Here is a 17,251-nt window from a genome sequence, read left to right as displayed (position 1 = left end):
AATTATTCTGCCCCCTTGCCGCTTCTGTCTTCAAGGATTTCACCAGTGAATATCCATACTTTTACACCTATAATACCATAGGCTGTAAGAGCTTCTGCTGTGCCATAATCAATAGCTGCACGAAGAGTTTGAAGAGGAACGCGTCCTTTAATATACCATTCGCTGCGTGCAATATCTGCACCTGCAAGCCTTCCGCCACACATTACTTTGATGCCTAATGCACCAGATTTAAGTGTCTGTAAAACAGCTTTTTTCATAGCTCTTCTAAAAGCTACACGGCGAATAAGCTGCTGAGCAATAGAATCTGCAACTAATGTTGCATCAAGCTCAGGTTTTTTCACTTCACGGATAACAAGTAATATTTCTGCTGAAGTGAATTTTTTAAGCTCACTTTTGAGCTTTTCAATTTCCGCACCTTTTTTACCAATAACAATACCCGGACGGCTAGTATTGAGAGTCACTCTGATTTTAGAACTCATACGCTCAATGCCAATTTGTGCAATGCCTGCCTGATTTAAGCGTCCCCTTAAATACTTACGAATTCTGATGTCTTCAATTAAGTTTTGGCTGTATTCTTTTTTATTAGAATACCATACAGAATTCCAGCTTTTGTTTACACCGAGTCTGAAACCATTAGGATTAACCTTCTGTCCCACTATTTCACCTCCGTTTCTTCTTGTAAAACTACTTTGATATGAGTAGTCGGTTTACGGATAAGAGATGCCCTACCATATGCACGAGGAGTAAACCTCTTCATAGGTGGCCCCATTTCAATTCTAAGTACGCCTACTTTTAAGCGGGTCACATCACGAATACCGTGGTTTTCTTCAGCATTTGCCATAGCTGATTTAATAACTTTTGCAATAATAGCAGCTGCTTTGCGTGGAGTAAATTTAAGGATAGCCATAGCTTCCTCAACTTGTTTGCCTCTAACAAGAGCTGCTACTTCACGGGCTCTTCGTGTGGATACCCGAGCGAACTTTGCTACTGCCCTAACACCCGGTTCTAAATCTCTTTGATTTTTTCTTTTGTTTTTAACAGGTGCTTTTGATGGTTCTGCTGCTTTAACATCCATACGACTTACCTTTTGACCTTTTTATCATCTTTCTTATGACCACGAAAAGTTCTAGTCAAAGAAAATTCACCTAACTTATGACCTACCATGTTTTCTGTAACATAGACAGGGATAAATTTATTTCCATTATGAACAGCAAATGTTAAGCCTATCATATCTGGCACGATAGTGCTTCTGCGTGACCAAGTTTTTATAACTTGTTTGCTGTTAGTTTCTTTAGCTTCTTTTACCTTTTTTTCAATATGAGCGTCTATAAAAGGTCCTTTTTTAAGCGATCTTGGCACATTGCCCTCCTATCGTGCTATCTTTTAGATACAATATACTTATTAGATGGTTTGTTTTTCTTACGAGTTTTGTAACCTTTAGTTGGTTTACCCCAAGGTGTAGTAGGATGACGACCGCCACTTGTTCTACCTTCACCACCACCCATTGGGTGGTCAACTGGGTTCATCGCAACACCACGAACTGTAGGTCTAACACCTTTCCAGCGTTTTCTACCAGCCTTACCAATTTTTAAGTTTTCATGTTCTGTGTTAGATACTTGACCAATAGTTGCTTTACATTCAGCTTTAACAAGCCTAATCTCACCAGATGGGAGCCTTACATGGCAGTATTCACCTTCTTTTGCAAGAAGCTGAGCATACGAACCAGCTGAACGAGCTAATTGACCACCTTTACCAGGTCTTAATTCAACATTGTGAATTACTGTTCCAACAGGCATATCTTTTAATGCCATAGCATGACCAGCTTTAATATCTGCACCTTCGCCGCTTTGAATAATATCACCAACTTTTAATGATATTGGAGCAACAATATAGCGTTTTTCACCATCTTTATATACAACTAATGCAATACGAGCAGAACGATTTGGGTCGTATTCAATTGTTGCAACAGTAGCTGGAATACCATCTTTATTTCTTTTAAAGTCAATAATACGGTATAATTTTTTATTGCCACCACCTTGGTGACGAACTGTAATACGGCCTCTATTATTACGACCGCCTTTTGATTGAAGAACTGTTGTAAGCGATTTCTCCGGAGTAGAAGTAGTGATATCCGCATAATCGCTGTTTGTTCTAAAACGAACGCCTTTTGACGTCGGTTTAAAGGTTTTGATACCCATTTACCACTCTCCCATTACACGATGTCAAGCTTTTCGCCCTCTTTAAGAGTAACGATAGCTTTTTTCCAATCATTTCTTCTGCCAAGAATTTTGCCAAAGCGTTTTTCTTTACCTTTAAAGTTCATTGTGCGAACATGCTCAACTTTAACTTTAAGTAAATCTTCAACAGCTTCTTTAATTTGTGTTTTAGTAGCATCTGTATGCACTTGAAAAACAACAGAATTAAGGCCTTTTTCCTGCATCATCATTGCTTTTTCAGTAAGAAAGGGTTTTCTTATAACATCATACTTAGTAATCATTATGCACCTTCCACTGCAACGCCTGTGGCTTTTTCTACCATAGGGAGACTGTTTTTGAGGAAAATTATTTTGTAAGAGTTCATAATATCATAAACATTTAAACCATTTACATGTAATATGTCTGCATAAGGAATGTTGCTGAAAGCTCTAGCAACTTTTTCATCAATTACATCAACTACAATAAGAACTCTTCTGTCAGCATTGAAAGCTTTTAAGATTTCAACTGCTTCTTTAGTTTTGCCATTTTCTACAAAAAGGCTGTCTAAAACAACAACTGCACCTGCATCATATTTTGCATGGATTGCACTTCTTAATGCGTTTTTAACCTTTTTCTTAGGCATAGAATAAGAATAATCTCTTGGCTGTGGTCCAAATATTGTGCCACCGCCTCTCCATAATGGAGACCTTGAAGAACCAGCTCTAGCTCTGCCAGTTCCTTTTTGTTTCCACGGCTTTCTGCCACCACCGGAAACTAAACCCTTAGTCTTAGTTGCATGAGTTCCTGCTCTTCTGCAGGCAAGCTGCATTTTAACTACTTCATGGATTAATACAGTATTTACTGGATAATCAAGAATAGCATCATGCAAATCAACTGAGCCAACTATTGAGTTTTTCACATCAAATACATCAATTTTTGCCATTAGATTTCCTCTAAAATTTTTCACATATACCAGATAGGATATCCTGATATATGTATTTGTGCATAAAAGGCTTAAAAGCTTATCGCACAAAATCTTTTATTTAAAAGGCTTAATGCCTTGTTATTAACTTTTTCACTATATCTTTATTTTTGAGCATAGATATAGGCATAATGCTTTATGCACGGATAGATACTTTTGCATATTTTAAAAAAAATATCAAGTTTTTTTTTACTTTTTTTAAAAGTTTTTTTATTTATATGTAAGTGCTTGATATAAAACAATTTATTTTATTATAGACTTATCAAAAAAATATTATAATTTAAAAAAAATATAACTCTACTGAGCTTGAAATATAGCGAAGTGTATAAAAATAAGATAAATTAAATATATTATGCACTCTTATAATATAAATAATTTAGATTTTTCACTATGCTCAAAATGACAATATGTGAATTATTATAACAGCTGTAACTATGAGAACTTATCCAGAAATACAGCTTATTACAATCAGGTCATACTGAGCCAAAGGCAAAGTATCTTAATTTGTCCTTTATTTTCAAATTCGTCCATGAATTTGAAAAAATACGCTCTGCCGAAAAAAGTTCGGCTATCGCTCACTAAAGACGGGACTTCCTGTCCCTGCATTACATTATTAAACCTGCTTACCTGTCTTACTGAGCTTGAAATATAGCGAAGTATCTTAATTTGTCCTTTATTTTCAAATTCGTCCATGAATTTGAAAAAACACGCTCTGCCGAAAAAAGTTCGGCTATCGCTCACTAAAGACGGGACTTCCTGTCCCTGCATTACATTATTAAACCTGCTTACCTGTCTTACTGAGCTTGAAATATAGCGAAGTATCTTAATTAATGTCCTTTATTTTCAAATTCGTCCATGAATTTGAAAAAACACGCTCTGCCGAAACAAGTTCGGCTATCGCTCACTAAAGACGGGACTTCCTGTCCCTGCATTACATTATTAAACCTGCTTACCTGTCTTACTGAGCTTGAAATATAGCGAAGTATCTTAATTAATGTCCTTTATTTTCAAATTCGTCCATGAATTTGAAAAAACACGCTCTGCCGAAACAAGTTCGGCTATCGCTCACTAAAGACGGGACTTCCTGTCCCTGCATTGCATTATTAAACCTGCTTACCTGTCTTACTGAGCTTGAAATATAGCGAAGTATCTTAATTAATGTCCTTTATTTTCAAATTCGTCCATGAATTTGAAAAAACACGCTCTGCCGAAACAAGTTCGGCTATCGCTCACTAAAGACGGGACTTCCTGTCCCTGCATTGCATTATTAAACCTGCTTCCGCTTAATTTATAGCAAAGTATCTAAAATATACAAACTGCAACAATTATAAAAATAGTATATATAGTTATTGAAACTCATACTATATAGATTTTTTGCCCGTAAATTCAGGCTTAAAATGACTTTGGAACAAAACTTTTAGATAAATTCACAATATAAAAAAAGCCGCTCTTAAATAAAGCGGCTGATTAAAAATATTAATTATTTAACTATTTTCGCTGCCTAAATTTCATCTTATCAATAATTAAAACACCAGTTTTGCTGTCATAACTGTATGTTTTTGCTTCTCTTAAATAGCTAAAATATTCATATTCACCATCATTTTGTTCTCTTGTGCCTTCCATTTTCGTATATGACATATAGCTGAGTTTGATTTTATTATTGTCTTTAATTTCATAAGTACCCATATATGTATTTACAAGAGCATAGCCATATACACCACCGTTTTTAAAACCAATTAAAATAGATGGGTATTTTTCTGATGTAAACTCTTTGCCATTTAATACATCTTTTGGTACAGCAAAAGCAGCAGCTGGAACAATTATAAGAATAATAAGTAATAATTTAAAATATTTCATAACATCTCCTACTAAATATTTATTGTATTGTATAATAAGTTTAATATTTTTGCAATTATATTATTTTTAAAATTTAATTAAATCAAAAACTGCTTTTGTTTCTGCTGCCATCTGATTGCCATAACCGCAGTAACAGTATATACTGCAACCTGTATCCAAAGATTAATATACTTAGGCATAATATCTGTTATACCTGCCCCCATTTGACGAATATACAAGAAACCTGTTACTCCCGGAGTTGATGGTATAAGATAAGAAAAATATTTTATCCAGTCTGGCATCATCCAGTGCGGCCATATAAAACCTGCAAGCATAACAAACGGAATAGAAGTCATAAGCATAACTAAAAGCACCGCATCCCTGTCTCTGGCAAATACACTTAATGTTATACCAAAAAGAGCAATAGATAAACCATAAGGTATGGCAAACATTACTGCTTCTAAAAGAGAATTATGCAGCTGAATACCAAAAACCATAGGACCTATTGTAAAGAAAAATGAAAAAACAGCTGCAAAAATTGTCATATACACAGTTATTTTTGCACAAAGTATTGTAAATGTAGAAGTATTTTCTGGATAGCCGTAACCTCTTTCATAACCTGCTGCATGAACAAGCAGTATAACCATTAATAAAATCTGCTGAACTATAATTGCATAGATTGCAGGTGCTACAAAACCAACATAGCCAGCACGCGGATTAAATACTGGCTTTGATGTTACATTTACTGCTGACTGCAAAAGAAGTGCATCTGTTATAGGAACACCAAGCATACTCATTTTCTGTATTTTTACACCTGCTGCTGTCATAAGCACAATTTGAGTTGCTGCTGTGATAGCTGTGGAATAAAGAATAAAATATGAGCCATCTGCAAATACAGAAACTGTTGGGCTTTCCCCTTTTGCAACCTGTTTATAAAACTCATCTGGTATATATATAATGCCAAAAACATCCCTTAAATAAACTGCCTTTTTTGCTTCCTCCATAGATGGATACTGCATAACTTTTAAACTTTCTGTATTATTAAGCATAGTTACAACGGTGCTGCTTAAATCTGATTTATCTAAATCTACAATCGCAACAGGCATTTTGCGGACAATATCATTTTCATAAGGAAATGGATAATAAAACGAATAAAATGCTGTGCCTACAAATATAATAGTTATAGAAAGCATATCAAAAATTATTCTTCTATATTCAAGCTTAAGTATAGATAAATAATTTTTCATACCTGCCTCCTAAGGTATATATGGCTGTATAACTTTATTACAATAATAGATACAGCAAAAACGAATGTGCCTAATAAAAAAAGGTATAATATTTCACTGCCTGTAGAATTATATGGGGCACTGCCTCTAATAGCCTCATTTACTAAAACTCTGTGATAGTGAGTTAATGGAAAAAACTCGCTTAAATAATAAGCATATTTTGGCATTGCTACCTGTGGAAAAGATATACCTGCATAAGCAAATGTTGGGGCGGCATATACTGCTGCTGCACTAAAAGCTAACGGCCTAAGTATCACTGCAATAAAAAGCCCTGCTGCCATTGAAACATACACATACATCATTGTAGCAATAATTATTTTCCAGTATCCTGAAACCATAGGCACTTTTATATATACAAATAATACAAAAAGCATAAACATTCCAGAAAATGCAAACAATACAGCATAAGGAAGCAGTTTGCCAAAAGTATATGAAAAAGGTGCCTTATTAACCATATCTATAATGTCTAAATATTTTCTTGAACGCTCTTCATAAAGCACACCATAAAGAATAACACATATTACAAAAAGCTGAAATGCCGCAGGAATAAGCCCAAACACAAAAAAATACTGATAATTTAAATATGGATTAAAAAGTATTTTTTCACCAATATTTACAGGATGAACCTGAAAATCTGCATCATAAGCAGGCACCCCGTGGCTCATCATATATTTTTTATTATGAAAATCAGAATAATCTTTTACAGCAGAAAATACTCCTTTATTTACAAGACTGCCAACTATAAAAAGCTCATTATTATAATAAAGAACAACTTCTGCACCTTTATAACCTAATGCTCTTTTTGAAAAATCTTCAGGAATAAGCACTATACCATATATTTTTCCACCACGGATGAGTTTTTCTGCCACTTTCATATTTGGCACTTTCTCTATAATATTTACATAGGGAGATGCCTGAATAATGCTTGTTAATTCTAATGATAATGCACTGTTATCTTCATCTATAACAGCAATAGGTATTTCTCTTATTACAGGATTAGCAAAAACACCTATTAAAACAGTGAATAAAATAACTGGAGTAATAAGTATAAAATAAAAGAGTTTCCTGCGTGTATGCAGCAGAAAATGCCATTCTCTTTCAAAAAAATATTTTATAGTTCTAAAATATTCTGATATTGTCATTTTATATTACTTGTGTTTAACATCTGAATAAAATACAGCAGTCATTCCAGCTCTTACTCCCGGAATTTTCTGCTGTGGATATGCTTTAACTTCAAATGTTTTTAAGTCAAAATCTGCACTTGTTTTTGTAGCACTCCACACTGCATAACTGCCTGCAGGTGCAATATATCTTACTTCTACAGGATATATCTGACTGTCAGATAATGCTGGTATTTCCACATTTATAACTGTGCCCATACGGATATTCTTTAATAAATCTTCCCTAAGATAAAAAGTAACCCATGTGTCTTCTAAATCCACAATAGTAATAACTGGAAACCCGGGAGTTACAAGCTCGCCCTGCTCCACAACAACTGTTGACACTTCTCCATCTATTGGTGAATGAAGTATTGTATCTTCAAGCAGCACCATTACTTCCTGCAGCACACCATTTGCCTGCTCTTTTATAGCCTCTGCTGCTGTTTTATCTTCTGGTCTTGCTCCAATCTTTGCCATTTCATAATTTGCTTTTGATGCTCTCACATCATTTTGCAGCACTTTCCATTGAGTTAAGGCTTCATCTAAACTTTGAGTGGTAACTACACCGTCATCATGAAGTGACTTTACTCTTGAATATGTTTTAAATGCATACTGTTCTGCAGCCACTGCTTTTTGATATATATTATAAAGAGCAGTAATTTCTTCCTGTCTTGCTCCATCATCTACTTTTTTCTGCTGTGCCTCAGCAGCTTTTACTGCCGCAGCAGCCTGAGTTTCTTTTGCTTTTAAAGCAGGTGAATCAATAGTAGCTAAAATTTCGCCTTTTTTAACTTTCTGCCCCTCTATAACAGGAAGTGTTGCAATATTTCCAGGAACTTTTGCCGCTACCTGCACTTGTTTTGAATGAAACTCTCCTTGTATTGTTAAGGGAACAGGTCTTGTGGCATACCATACACTAACTGCAATAATGGCACCTATTACTATAAATGCAACAGAATAATAAATATATTTCATAGAATTAATCTCCTTTTTATTTTATTAAAAATAACCTATTTTAACCCCGGCTCAACAAATGCTTTTGCCCTGTATGATTCAAAGCTGTCAAACATACCCGCAGTTGAAAGCATATTTATTAAAGCCATATCAAACTTATAAGCTGCCTTTATTGCAGACATCTTTGAATTTGAAAGAGCCAGCTCTGCATCTACCACATCTAAACTTGTAGCCATTCCCTGATTAAAGGCTTTCTGCCTTGCTCTAAGATATTCTTCTGTAAAAGCAAGAGATTTAAGAGATGCTTCATAGTCTGCCCTTGCATTTTCCATTGTTATATACTGCTGCTCTATAAGAGTTCTAATATCTTTTTCAGCTCTTAAAGCTATTAATTTTGTGCTTTCTTCTGACTGTTTACTCATTTTTAACTGATGATAATTTTTCAAACCATCAAAAAGATTTAATGACATCTGCAAGCCAACTATATAATCTGGTGCAAGGCTTGAAAGCTGATAGTCATAAATATTTACCATACCAAAAGCATTTATTTTAGGGATAAATGATGATGTGCTGTTAATCACTCCTGCATGAGCCAGTTTTTTAGCACTCTGCACCTGCTTTAATTTAGCATTAGAAGTTGATGCCATATCCTGAAAATACATTAACGCTTCAATATCTTCTGTATTTATTATAAAAAGCGGAGTTGCAGGCGTTATATTATTATCATTACTGCTAATCATAGATTTTAATGCTGATTCTACAAGTTTAGCTTCTCTAATAGATGTATCAAGTGATTTTTCTGCATCAGATAAAGCCATTTCTGCATGAAGCCTTTCCACTTTTGCAAGCATACCAGCTTTTTCCATTTTTAATGCTTTATTATAATGCTCCTGCATAGAGTTTTTTACATCCTGTTTTAATGCAATAATGTCATTAATAAAACGAAGTGTAAAATATTTTTCTGCCATAGCAATACCTAACTCATCATGGCGGATAGTTTTACCATATCTTGCAATTTCTAAATTTGCACTTGCAGCTTTATTGGCAGCATATATTTTACCACCTGTAAAAACTGGCCAAATCATTGCTGCATTTAATGAAAAGAACTGGTCCTGCTGAACTACCTGTTCCATAGATGATGGCAGATTAAGCGGTGGAAGTGGAATAGGAAGGCTGCTTAATATTCCATTGACTGTGTCGCTGACAGGGCTTAAATCCACATCCATAGTTAAGTCATTGCCAAAATATGTATAAGCTGCATTTAAATATATTTGCGGAGAATAAAGCCCTAATGCAGCTTTTTTTGCATACTCTTTTTGTTTATAGTCGGCTTCTGCCTGTGCTATACCTTCATGTGTTCCATACAGGCTTTCTAAAGCCTGACTGAATGTTATATCTGCACCAAAAGAATAAGTGCCTGATGCAAGCAGCAGTAGTATTAAAAATATCTGAACTTTCTTCATATACTCCTTACCATAAAAACAGCAGTTAACTTTATTTTATGGTTATTATATACTTTATAATTAATTATTTTTCTACTATTTTTTTTATTGATTAAATAAACAATAAATATTATATTGTTCTATGATAAACACAGGCTGCATTAATATATGGTATCAGGATTAAATTTTTTAGCAGTATTAGATGATAACTTCTTTAACGAACATATATTTGAAACAGCAGAAAAACTTGACGGCACTGCTGAAATTATATGGTTCAGGTTTAAAAATTATAATAATATCCATTATAAACTTAATAAAATAAGAAAAATTGTAAAGAAAAGTATTCTTACACTAAGCAGTGATTATGTCCTTGCAGAAAAGTATGGCTTTGACGGCATTCATCTTAATAAAAATACTATAAAAGATTACAATACTTTTAAACCAGCATCAAGTCTTATTACTGGCTATTCAAGCCACAGTGCAGCTGAAATTGATAACATAAAAGCTGATTATTATACCTTAAGCCCCATATTTGATACACCAAAACCATACAATGTAAATCAATTAGGCATCATAGATTATGATAAAACCAAAAAAGTATTTGCTCTTGGTGGCATTAATCTTGAAAATTTAGAGATAATAAAAAAACATTTTTACGGCTTTGCAGGTATAAGGGTAATAAATGATATATTATCCTAATTTATCTTTTATTTTTAAATACTGTCCAGCTACGGACTTTTAATTTTATTGCTGCTCGCTTGGAAAGTCCTTGCCTCGCAAAAAATGCTCCCCCTTGAATTTTCTAAATCACGCTCTGCCGAAACCGGCTATCGCTCAACTAAAGACGGCTTGTTCTGAGGCTGCTTCCGTGTCATATTAAGCTTTTAAGCGAAGTATCTAAAATATATAAACTGCAATAATCATAAAATAGTATGTATAGTTATTTAAATTTATACCATATAGATTTTTCGCCTTTAAAAATCAGGCTCAAAATGACTAGAGTGTGAAAACCATATGACTGCTGCATAAAATTTTTTAAATAAGTCCAAAACATATTAAAATACTGCGGACTTATTAAAAAATTATCATAAATAATATAATAAAAGTTAATTTTTAAGTCTTAAAATATTTAATCCAAGAGCAATAAATATTACACCTGCAGTTTTATTTAAATAATATGAAAATTTAGACTGCCTTAATATATTTGACATCCTTGCTGATGCCCATACTAAAAAAATACTCCACAGTGAACCTATAAATATAAATGTTAGACCTAATATTAAAAATGGAACAGGACTTGACACATTACTTTTTACAAACTGTGGCAAAAGTGCTAAAAAGAAAAGTGCCACTTTTGGATTAAGAAGGTTTGTAAAAAAACCCTGCCTGAATACTGCAAAAAATGAATACGAAGCATTATCTTCATTAATATTAATACTTGATTTTGATTTTAATGCCATTATACCAAGATATATTAAATATGCCGCCCCTGCAATTTTTACTATGTTAAATAAAAGTGCAGAAGTCATTAATATAACAGAAAGACCAAAGGCAGCCAGCATTGTATGAACAAATAAACCGCATACAATACCAAAAACAGAAGCAAATCCCTGCCTGTATCCGCCTGCTATTGATTTTGTTAATATAAAAACAGTATCTGCTCCCGGTGTAATGGAAAGCATAATAACTGCTAAAATAAAACCATAGTAATTTGTAATATCTGACATTTTACTGCACCAAAGAATTCATTGAGAAAAGCGGCTGCATAATAGATACAACAATAAAACCTACAAGCACACCAATAATAACAATAAATATAGGCTCAATAGCAGAGATAAATGATGTTAAAAACTTATCAACATTTTTAGAATAAAATTCATTTACACGCTCTAAAAGTTCAGGCATATTTCCGGAAGATTCACCTGTTGATACTGCTGCTGGAAAAAGCTCTGGAAAAATACCTGCATTTCTAACTGCCACAGAAAATTTTGTCCCTGCCTGCACCGATTCTCTTACCTGACTTACAATATTATACATATACTTATTATCAATAACAAGAGATGCATAATGCAAAGCATCAGTTAAGGGAAGCCCTTCTTTTAACTGAAATGATAATACATGGGCAAACTTAGATACAGATACATGGGAAACAAGGTTTATTTTAAACAACTTTTTATCAAGAGCCAGTCTGAATTTATTATTGTTTCTATATAGATACCTGATAGAAAATATAATAAACATAATAAATAATAAAAGCACAAGACCATATTCACTGACAAAATCAGAAACATGCAGTAAAAATTGAGTAGATGCAGGTATCTGCTGTTTCATTGATGCAAAAATAGATTCCATTTTAGGCACAACAAAGGCAAGTAAAAAACCAAGCACTGCAAACCCCATAACAAGTATAGTCATAGGATAAACCATAGCTGTTTTAATTTTATCTGTATTTTTTCGCTTGTCTTCTTCATATACTGCAATATCTGCTAAAATGGCAGCAAGTTTGCCAACCTGCTCTGATGCTTTTATAAGGTTTACATACATTGGCTCAAATATTTTAGGATATTTTGATAAACTGTCTGAAAACCGCATACCTTCTGAAACTTTTGATGCTGATTCTAACAAAGCATTTTTTAAATGCTGCTCTTTTGTGCTTTTTGCAACAATTTTTAATGCTTCTACAAGTGGTATTCCGCTTCTTAAAAGCAGTGAAAGCTGGAAAAAAGTATCTGATAAGTTAAGTTTTTTTGCAAATATTTCCTGCAATTTGGCAAAAAATGGCTGCTTTTCCCGCATATCAGAAATGGAAGAAACAAATATTCCTTCTGATAAAAGCTCGCTGGTTAATACCTGCCTGCTTACTGCTTCACGCACACCTTTCACTTCTTTGCCTGTTTTTGATATGCCTTTATAACTGTATGCTGCCATTAATCAACCTTTGTAACAGAAAGCACTTCTGATGGTGTTGTTATGCCTTTTTTTACAAGCTCTGCACCATACTCAAACATAGTGCGAAAACCCTCTTTTCGTGCTGCTTCTTTTATATCATAGCTTGAAGCCCGCTTATTTATTAAGCTTCGCAGACTGTCTGTTATTTCAAGCATTTCAAATATACCTATCCTGCCTCTATAACCAGTATTAAAGCAGTTAGAACAGCCTTTACCTTTAATATAACTGTTTATTTCTATACCTGCACGAAGAAAAGTGGATTTTATATAATCATCTGCTGATACTTCTTCCTGACAATGCGGACATGTTTTCCTTACAAGCCTTTGACCTATTACAACAGCAAGTGATGAAGAAATTAAAAAAGGCTCTACTTCCATTTCAATAAGCCTTGCAATAGCTGTTGGAGAGTCATTTGTATGAAGTGTAGATAAAACTAAATGCCCTGTTAATGATGCCTGAATAGCAGCTTCTGCCGTTTCATTATCACGAATTTCACCAACTAATATAATATCAGGGTCCTGCCTTAAAAATGTTTTAATTGCTGCTGCAAATGTTAAATTTACAGCTGGATTCATCTGCACTTGTGTTACATTATCAATATGATATTCAACAGGGTCTTCTATTGTAACTACATTTTTATTATCTCTATTCATTGCAAGCAATGAAGCATAAAGAGTTGTTGTTTTACCACTCCCAGTGGGACCTGTAACAAGTATAATACCATTTGGTTTGTCAAGATATGGGCGGAATTTTTCATAAAGCTCACCGTCTAAACCAATCTGCTGTAAAGATGTAAAATCTGATGAACGCTCTAATATACGAAGAACGGCTTTCTCTCCATTAATTGACGGCATAGTAGATACACGAATATCTATTACACGGTTACCTATTTTTAAATTTATTCTACCATCTTGAGCTCTTCTTGTTTCTGCCACATCAAGCTGACCTATAACTTTTATGCGGGCAAGTATTGGGTCATGAACACTTTTTGGATATGTTTTTAAAGTATTTAAACAACCATCCACTCTTATACGGATTAAAAATGCACCATCTCTGCCCTCAAAATGAATATCACTGGCACCATTTTTTACGGCACTGATAATGATTTGGTTTACAAGCCTGATAACTGGTGCATCATCATAAGATGATGTTAAAATATTTGCATCATCTTCTAAATCATTGCTTTCATCATCAGATGCCATATCATCTACTTCGCCGCCAAAACTTTCAAGTATCTCTAATATGTGCCTTTTTTCTGTATATTCATAATCAGGATTAATTCCAAGTGAAAAACTCATAAACTTTGCTTTTTGCAGTCCCGCATCATCAGCATAATAAAACTTTATATCTCCATTATCTGCACCAACAGGCACAAAATCACTTTTATCAGGAAATTTCATATACTGAGATTTTACACTTTCAAAATCCATACTCATATATTATTCACCTTAGTTTTCTGGGCTGATAATACCTGTATCTTCATTATTATTTAAAAACTGATTTCCATTTTCTTCATTATTATCAACAGCAGACGGAGTTAAAAGCTTAGTATTTTCTTCTACTGCTTTTTTATCTTCCTTAGCACTTTTTTTGGCTGCTTCTTTTTCTGCCTTTTCTACAGCTTTTTGTCTCTCTTTTTCAGCTTTTTTTTCTGCTTTTTCTCGCTGTGCTTTTTCTTTATCTCTCTGACTTTGAGTTTTTTGTGCTTCTTCTGGAGATAAACCTTCTATTTCATTTTTAAGCTGTATAGACCTGCCTGTATCTGTAAAAGCACCTTTATTAAATTCTGCATCACCCTGACGATTAAAATCTTCCATTGTGGCACGCTTGCCTTCCATAAGTTTTTGATTATCTTCAAGTGTATCTATAATATGGGCAGTAATAAAAAGCATAACATTTGTTTTTTGAGTCATAGTAGACTGTGTTTTAAAAAGCCAGCCTAAAACAGGTATTTGAGAAAGACCCGGAATACCTGTTACTGTAGTAGTAGAGTCGTCTTTTATCATACCAGAAATAACCATAATTGAATGGTTTTTCAGTTTAACTGTTGTATTTGTTGTTCTAGTAAGAGTAGTAGGTGCTGTTGAGCTTACTGCTGAGCCAGATACCTTTTTTATTTCCTGTTCAATAGCAAGTGTTACCATATCATCACTGGATATCTGCGGAGTAACTTTTAATTTTACACCCACATCTCTATAATCATAAGTTTGTATAGGATTATTGTTTGAGTCATATTTTGTACTTGTTTGATAAGGCATATTCTCACCAACAAATACTTCTGCTGCTGAGTTGTTTAATGTAAGTATCTGTGGATTTGATATAATATTTATACCGCTTGATGTGCGAAGGGCAGAAATTAATGCACCAATTGATGGAAATTTTGCTCCTTGAAATGATATAATATTACCTATTACACCAATTCCAAGACCTGTGCCAAGTCCAGAAATACTTGATGCTCCTTGAGTAAGGGAGCCAATAATACTTCCCAAATTTCCAGTATTTGCACTGCTGCCAACAATAGCTCCTGAACCATTTCCTGCCCCCATAAACCATTCAACACCAAACTGAGAGCTTTTATCTATACTTGTTTCTAAAATTAAAGCTTCCACATATACCTGACGGCGTGGAACATCAAGTTTAGATATTAATGAATCTAAATTATCATATAACTCTTTGTCCCCTATTGCTAAAATAGAGTTTGTTGCATTATCTGAAGAAATACTTACTTTTGAATTAGATGAAGCAGTAGCAGCTGTGCCAGTTTTACCTGCCTGCTGAGAAAGAGAAGATACAAGTTTTGATAAAACTTTTTCCACATCTTCTGCCCTTGCATTTTTTAAATAAAATACTCTAGGCTCTGTATTTATTGCCATATTTTTAGAATCAAGATTTGCTACTATTGTAGATATTCTTTCATAATCCTTTTTTGTTGCTGCAATGATTAATGTGTTAGATATATCATCTGAAATAATAACTGGCGAAGTTGAATTAATAGAATTTTTTGCAAGCTCGTTAAAAAATTTAGTAATCTGCTGCTCTATTTTACTTGCAATACTATACTGCAAAGAAAGTGTATAAAATTTATAACCTGCTGCCATATTATCTACTTTATTTATTAATGCAGTCATTTTCTCAATACGAGATGCATCATCTCTTACTACTACAATATTTAAACCTTTTACTGCTTCCACATAACCTGTTTTAGATTTCATTCTGTTTAATACAGGAAGTATTGTTGCAGCATTATAGTTATCAAGAGACATAACAGTAGTCATATACCCTTTTGAATTTCTACCAACTCCATTTAGTTTTATTTCTTCATCAAAAGCCTGCATATCTTTTTCTGCTATAATCTGTATGCTGTCTCCTTGTGTAACAGGCTGATAACCATTTAACTTCATAACAGAATAAAAAATATCAAGAATTTCTTTTGAATCCATATTCTTTTGAGAAGAAATGGTTACATTACCCCGCAAATCTGCTTCATTATATATAACATTTTTACCAGTAAATTCAGATACAAATGTAATAAAATCTTTCATCGGCACATTTTTAAAGTTTACTGTATAATCATTCTGCTGAGCATATCCGCTGCATGCAAAAAATATCACAAAAAGGAATTGTAATAAAAATAGTTTCTTTTTCATCTAATTTCCACAAACAATGATTTTTTTTCATTATTTCTCAGCATATCCACATTTAATGCTGAAATATCATCAACTTGAGAAAACATATTAAATAATGCTGCTGGGTTTGTAAGCTCACTGCCATTTATTCTGGTAATAACATCTCCAACCTTTAATCCAAGTTTTAATAAAGGTGATTCCGGCTTTAACATAGCCACTCTGTAACCTACAAAACTGCCATCTTCATAAAAAGTGGCAACCCTTGCACTTTGAAGCACTTTATTTATATCTTTCAAGTCATTTTTAAGTTCATCTCTTGGAACAGTAATATTAACATTTGTTCCACTGTCCTGCACTTTTACACCAGTATTTAAAGCTGTCTGTTTATTTGGTATTGACTGCACAACAGCTCCATTATCTATAACTATTGAATATCTTTTCTTATCCTTTTCTATAGTTGCAAAGCTGAAAGATAAATCAACTAATGTAATACCTGCTTTTGTTTTGCCAAGCGAAATGCTGACAGTATCATTTTCAAGGCTTATAGTAGCTATGCCTGCATGGTTTATTTCATCATAAATGACACCTATTAAAGCAGCTCTAAATGGAGGGGGTGGATTTAATGGTGCACCATCTTTTGTAACAATAGGACTGCCATCTGCATCTACACCACTGCTGTCAGTAACCGCAGCAGGAGTAACATCTAATAAAAAAATATTTTCAGCAATAATATTTTCTGCTGCTTTATTAATATCTAAATTAGCTTTTTCTATTTTTTTTATCCTTGGCACAGGCAGCGGCTTTGGTGCCATAAAAGCACT

At 33.7% G+C, this 17,251-nt stretch carries 17 protein-coding genes; 1 reads left to right on the top strand and 16 read right to left on the bottom strand.

Translation table 11 applies throughout. From position 1 onward, the window contains the following. Window positions 1–2: 2 nt before the first annotated feature. The 11 genes from rpsC to N508_RS09345 form a co-directional block, all read right to left on the bottom strand. On the bottom strand, window positions 3–656 hold the full coding sequence (gene rpsC / locus N508_RS09395) for a 30S ribosomal protein S3 (protein WP_023276824.1): 654 nt from the start codon (window positions 654–656) through the stop codon (window positions 3–5). After that, window positions 656–1,075: a 50S ribosomal protein L22 gene (gene rplV / locus N508_RS09390; protein WP_023276823.1), complete on the bottom strand. Its 420-nt coding sequence runs from the start codon at window positions 1,073–1,075 to the stop codon at window positions 656–658. Before rplV ends, rpsC begins: the two co-directional genes overlap by 1 nt. Before the next feature lie 5 nt (window positions 1,076–1,080). Then, entirely contained in the window at window positions 1,081–1,359 is a 279-nt protein-coding gene (gene rpsS / locus N508_RS09385; protein ID WP_023276822.1) for a 30S ribosomal protein S19, read from the bottom strand. A 17-nt stretch (window positions 1,360–1,376) separates the two neighbouring features. Beyond that, a complete protein-coding gene (gene rplB, locus N508_RS09380; protein WP_023276821.1) occupies window positions 1,377–2,198 on the bottom strand; it encodes a 50S ribosomal protein L2 in 822 nt (273 codons plus the stop codon). A gap of 14 nt (window positions 2,199–2,212) precedes the next feature. After that, the gene (locus N508_RS09375) at window positions 2,213–2,497 is read right to left on the bottom strand and encodes a 50S ribosomal protein L23 (RefSeq protein WP_023276820.1); all 285 of its coding nucleotides are present in this window, start codon (window positions 2,495–2,497) and stop codon (window positions 2,213–2,215) included. Then, window positions 2,497–3,138: a 50S ribosomal protein L4 gene (gene rplD, locus N508_RS09370; protein WP_023276819.1), complete on the bottom strand. Its 642-nt coding sequence runs from the start codon at window positions 3,136–3,138 to the stop codon at window positions 2,497–2,499. Before rplD ends, N508_RS09375 begins: the two co-directional genes overlap by 1 nt. 1,527 nt (window positions 3,139–4,665) lie before the next feature. Continuing rightward, the gene (locus N508_RS09365; protein WP_023276818.1) at window positions 4,666–5,034 is read right to left on the bottom strand and encodes an META domain-containing protein; all 369 of its coding nucleotides are present in this window, start codon (window positions 5,032–5,034) and stop codon (window positions 4,666–4,668) included. Window positions 5,035–5,111: 77 nt separating this feature from the next. Beyond that, entirely contained in the window at window positions 5,112–6,260 is a 1,149-nt protein-coding gene (locus N508_RS09360; protein ID WP_023276817.1) for an ABC transporter permease, read from the bottom strand. After that, entirely contained in the window at window positions 6,257–7,441 is a 1,185-nt protein-coding gene (locus N508_RS09355; protein ID WP_023276816.1) for an ABC transporter permease, read from the bottom strand. The genes N508_RS09360 and N508_RS09355 overlap by 4 nt, the downstream gene beginning before the upstream one ends. 6 nt (window positions 7,442–7,447) lie before the next feature. Continuing rightward, on the bottom strand, window positions 7,448–8,434 hold the full coding sequence (locus tag N508_RS09350; protein WP_023276815.1) for an HlyD family secretion protein: 987 nt from the start codon (window positions 8,432–8,434) through the stop codon (window positions 7,448–7,450). Window positions 8,435–8,469: 35 nt separating this feature from the next. Further along, window positions 8,470–9,876 (bottom strand): TolC family protein, encoded by a 1,407-nt coding sequence (locus N508_RS09345; RefSeq protein WP_023276814.1) that lies wholly within the window; start codon window positions 9,874–9,876, stop codon window positions 8,470–8,472. A gap of 147 nt (window positions 9,877–10,023) precedes the next feature. On the opposite strand from N508_RS09345, the gene N508_RS09340 reads away from it, so the two are divergent. Then, on the top strand, window positions 10,024–10,554 hold the full coding sequence (locus N508_RS09340; protein ID WP_023276813.1) for a thiamine phosphate synthase: 531 nt from the start codon (window positions 10,024–10,026) through the stop codon (window positions 10,552–10,554). Between the two features lie 407 nt (window positions 10,555–10,961). Here the strand turns inward: N508_RS09340 and N508_RS09335 are convergent, their stop codons facing one another. The 5 genes from N508_RS09335 to N508_RS09315 are packed head-to-tail and all read right to left on the bottom strand — an operon-like array spanning window position 10,962 to window position 17,242. After that, window positions 10,962–11,582, bottom strand: coding sequence for a LysE family translocator (locus N508_RS09335; protein WP_023276812.1), 621 nt, complete (start codon window positions 11,580–11,582; stop codon window positions 10,962–10,964). A gap of 1 nt (window position 11,583) precedes the next feature. Beyond that, window positions 11,584–12,783, bottom strand: a complete 1,200-nt coding sequence (locus N508_RS09330) for a type II secretion system F family protein (RefSeq protein WP_023276811.1) — start codon at window positions 12,781–12,783, stop codon at window positions 11,584–11,586. Beyond that, window positions 12,783–14,240, bottom strand: coding sequence for a GspE/PulE family protein (locus N508_RS09325; RefSeq protein ID WP_023276810.1), 1,458 nt, complete (start codon window positions 14,238–14,240; stop codon window positions 12,783–12,785). The genes N508_RS09330 and N508_RS09325 overlap by 1 nt, the downstream gene beginning before the upstream one ends. Window positions 14,241–14,252: 12 nt before the next feature. Further along, window positions 14,253–16,451, bottom strand: a complete 2,199-nt coding sequence (gene gspD / locus N508_RS09320; protein ID WP_023276809.1) for a type II secretion system secretin GspD — start codon at window positions 16,449–16,451, stop codon at window positions 14,253–14,255. Then, entirely contained in the window at window positions 16,448–17,242 is a 795-nt protein-coding gene (locus N508_RS09315) for a hypothetical protein (protein ID WP_040637378.1), read from the bottom strand. The genes gspD and N508_RS09315 overlap by 4 nt, the downstream gene beginning before the upstream one ends. Window positions 17,243–17,251 lie beyond the last annotated feature (9 nt).

The organism is Mucispirillum schaedleri ASF457, assembly GCF_000487995.2.
Lineage (GTDB): Bacteria > Chrysiogenota > Deferribacteres > Deferribacterales > Mucispirillaceae > Mucispirillum > Mucispirillum schaedleri.
This window is presented reverse-complemented; position numbering and strand designations above follow the sequence as displayed.

Excerpts from the sequence above, each read along its gene's own strand:
- N508_RS09345 (WP_023276814.1), bottom strand. The coding sequence starts at position 9,876 with ATGAAGAAAGTTCAGATATTTTTAATACTACTGCTGCTTGCATCAGGC.
- N508_RS09335 (WP_023276812.1), bottom strand. The coding sequence starts at position 11,582 with ATGTCAGATATTACAAATTACTATGGTTTTATTTTAGCAGTTATTATG.
- rplB (WP_023276821.1), bottom strand. The coding sequence starts at position 2,198 with ATGGGTATCAAAACCTTTAAACCGACGTCAAAAGGCGTTCGTTTTAGA.
- rplD (WP_023276819.1), bottom strand. The coding sequence starts at position 3,138 with ATGGCAAAAATTGATGTATTTGATGTGAAAAACTCAATAGTTGGCTCA.
- N508_RS09365 (WP_023276818.1), bottom strand. The coding sequence starts at position 5,034 with ATGAAATATTTTAAATTATTACTTATTATTCTTATAATTGTTCCAGCT.
- gspD (WP_023276809.1), bottom strand. The coding sequence starts at position 16,451 with ATGAAAAAGAAACTATTTTTATTACAATTCCTTTTTGTGATATTTTTT.
- N508_RS09355 (WP_023276816.1), bottom strand. The coding sequence starts at position 7,441 with ATGACAATATCAGAATATTTTAGAACTATAAAATATTTTTTTGAAAGA.
- N508_RS09375 (WP_023276820.1), bottom strand. The coding sequence starts at position 2,497 with ATGATTACTAAGTATGATGTTATAAGAAAACCCTTTCTTACTGAAAAA.
- N508_RS09360 (WP_023276817.1), bottom strand. The coding sequence starts at position 6,260 with ATGAAAAATTATTTATCTATACTTAAGCTTGAATATAGAAGAATAATT.
- N508_RS09350 (WP_023276815.1), bottom strand. The coding sequence starts at position 8,434 with ATGAAATATATTTATTATTCTGTTGCATTTATAGTAATAGGTGCCATT.
- N508_RS09325 (WP_023276810.1), bottom strand. The coding sequence starts at position 14,240 with ATGAGTATGGATTTTGAAAGTGTAAAATCTCAGTATATGAAATTTCCT.
- rplV (WP_023276823.1), bottom strand. The coding sequence starts at position 1,075 with ATGGATGTTAAAGCAGCAGAACCATCAAAAGCACCTGTTAAAAACAAA.
- N508_RS09330 (WP_023276811.1), bottom strand. The coding sequence starts at position 12,783 with ATGGCAGCATACAGTTATAAAGGCATATCAAAAACAGGCAAAGAAGTG.
- N508_RS09315 (WP_040637378.1), bottom strand. The coding sequence starts at position 17,242 with ATGGCACCAAAGCCGCTGCCTGTGCCAAGGATAAAAAAAATAGAAAAA.
- N508_RS09340 (WP_023276813.1), top strand. The coding sequence starts at position 10,024 with ATGGTATCAGGATTAAATTTTTTAGCAGTATTAGATGATAACTTCTTT.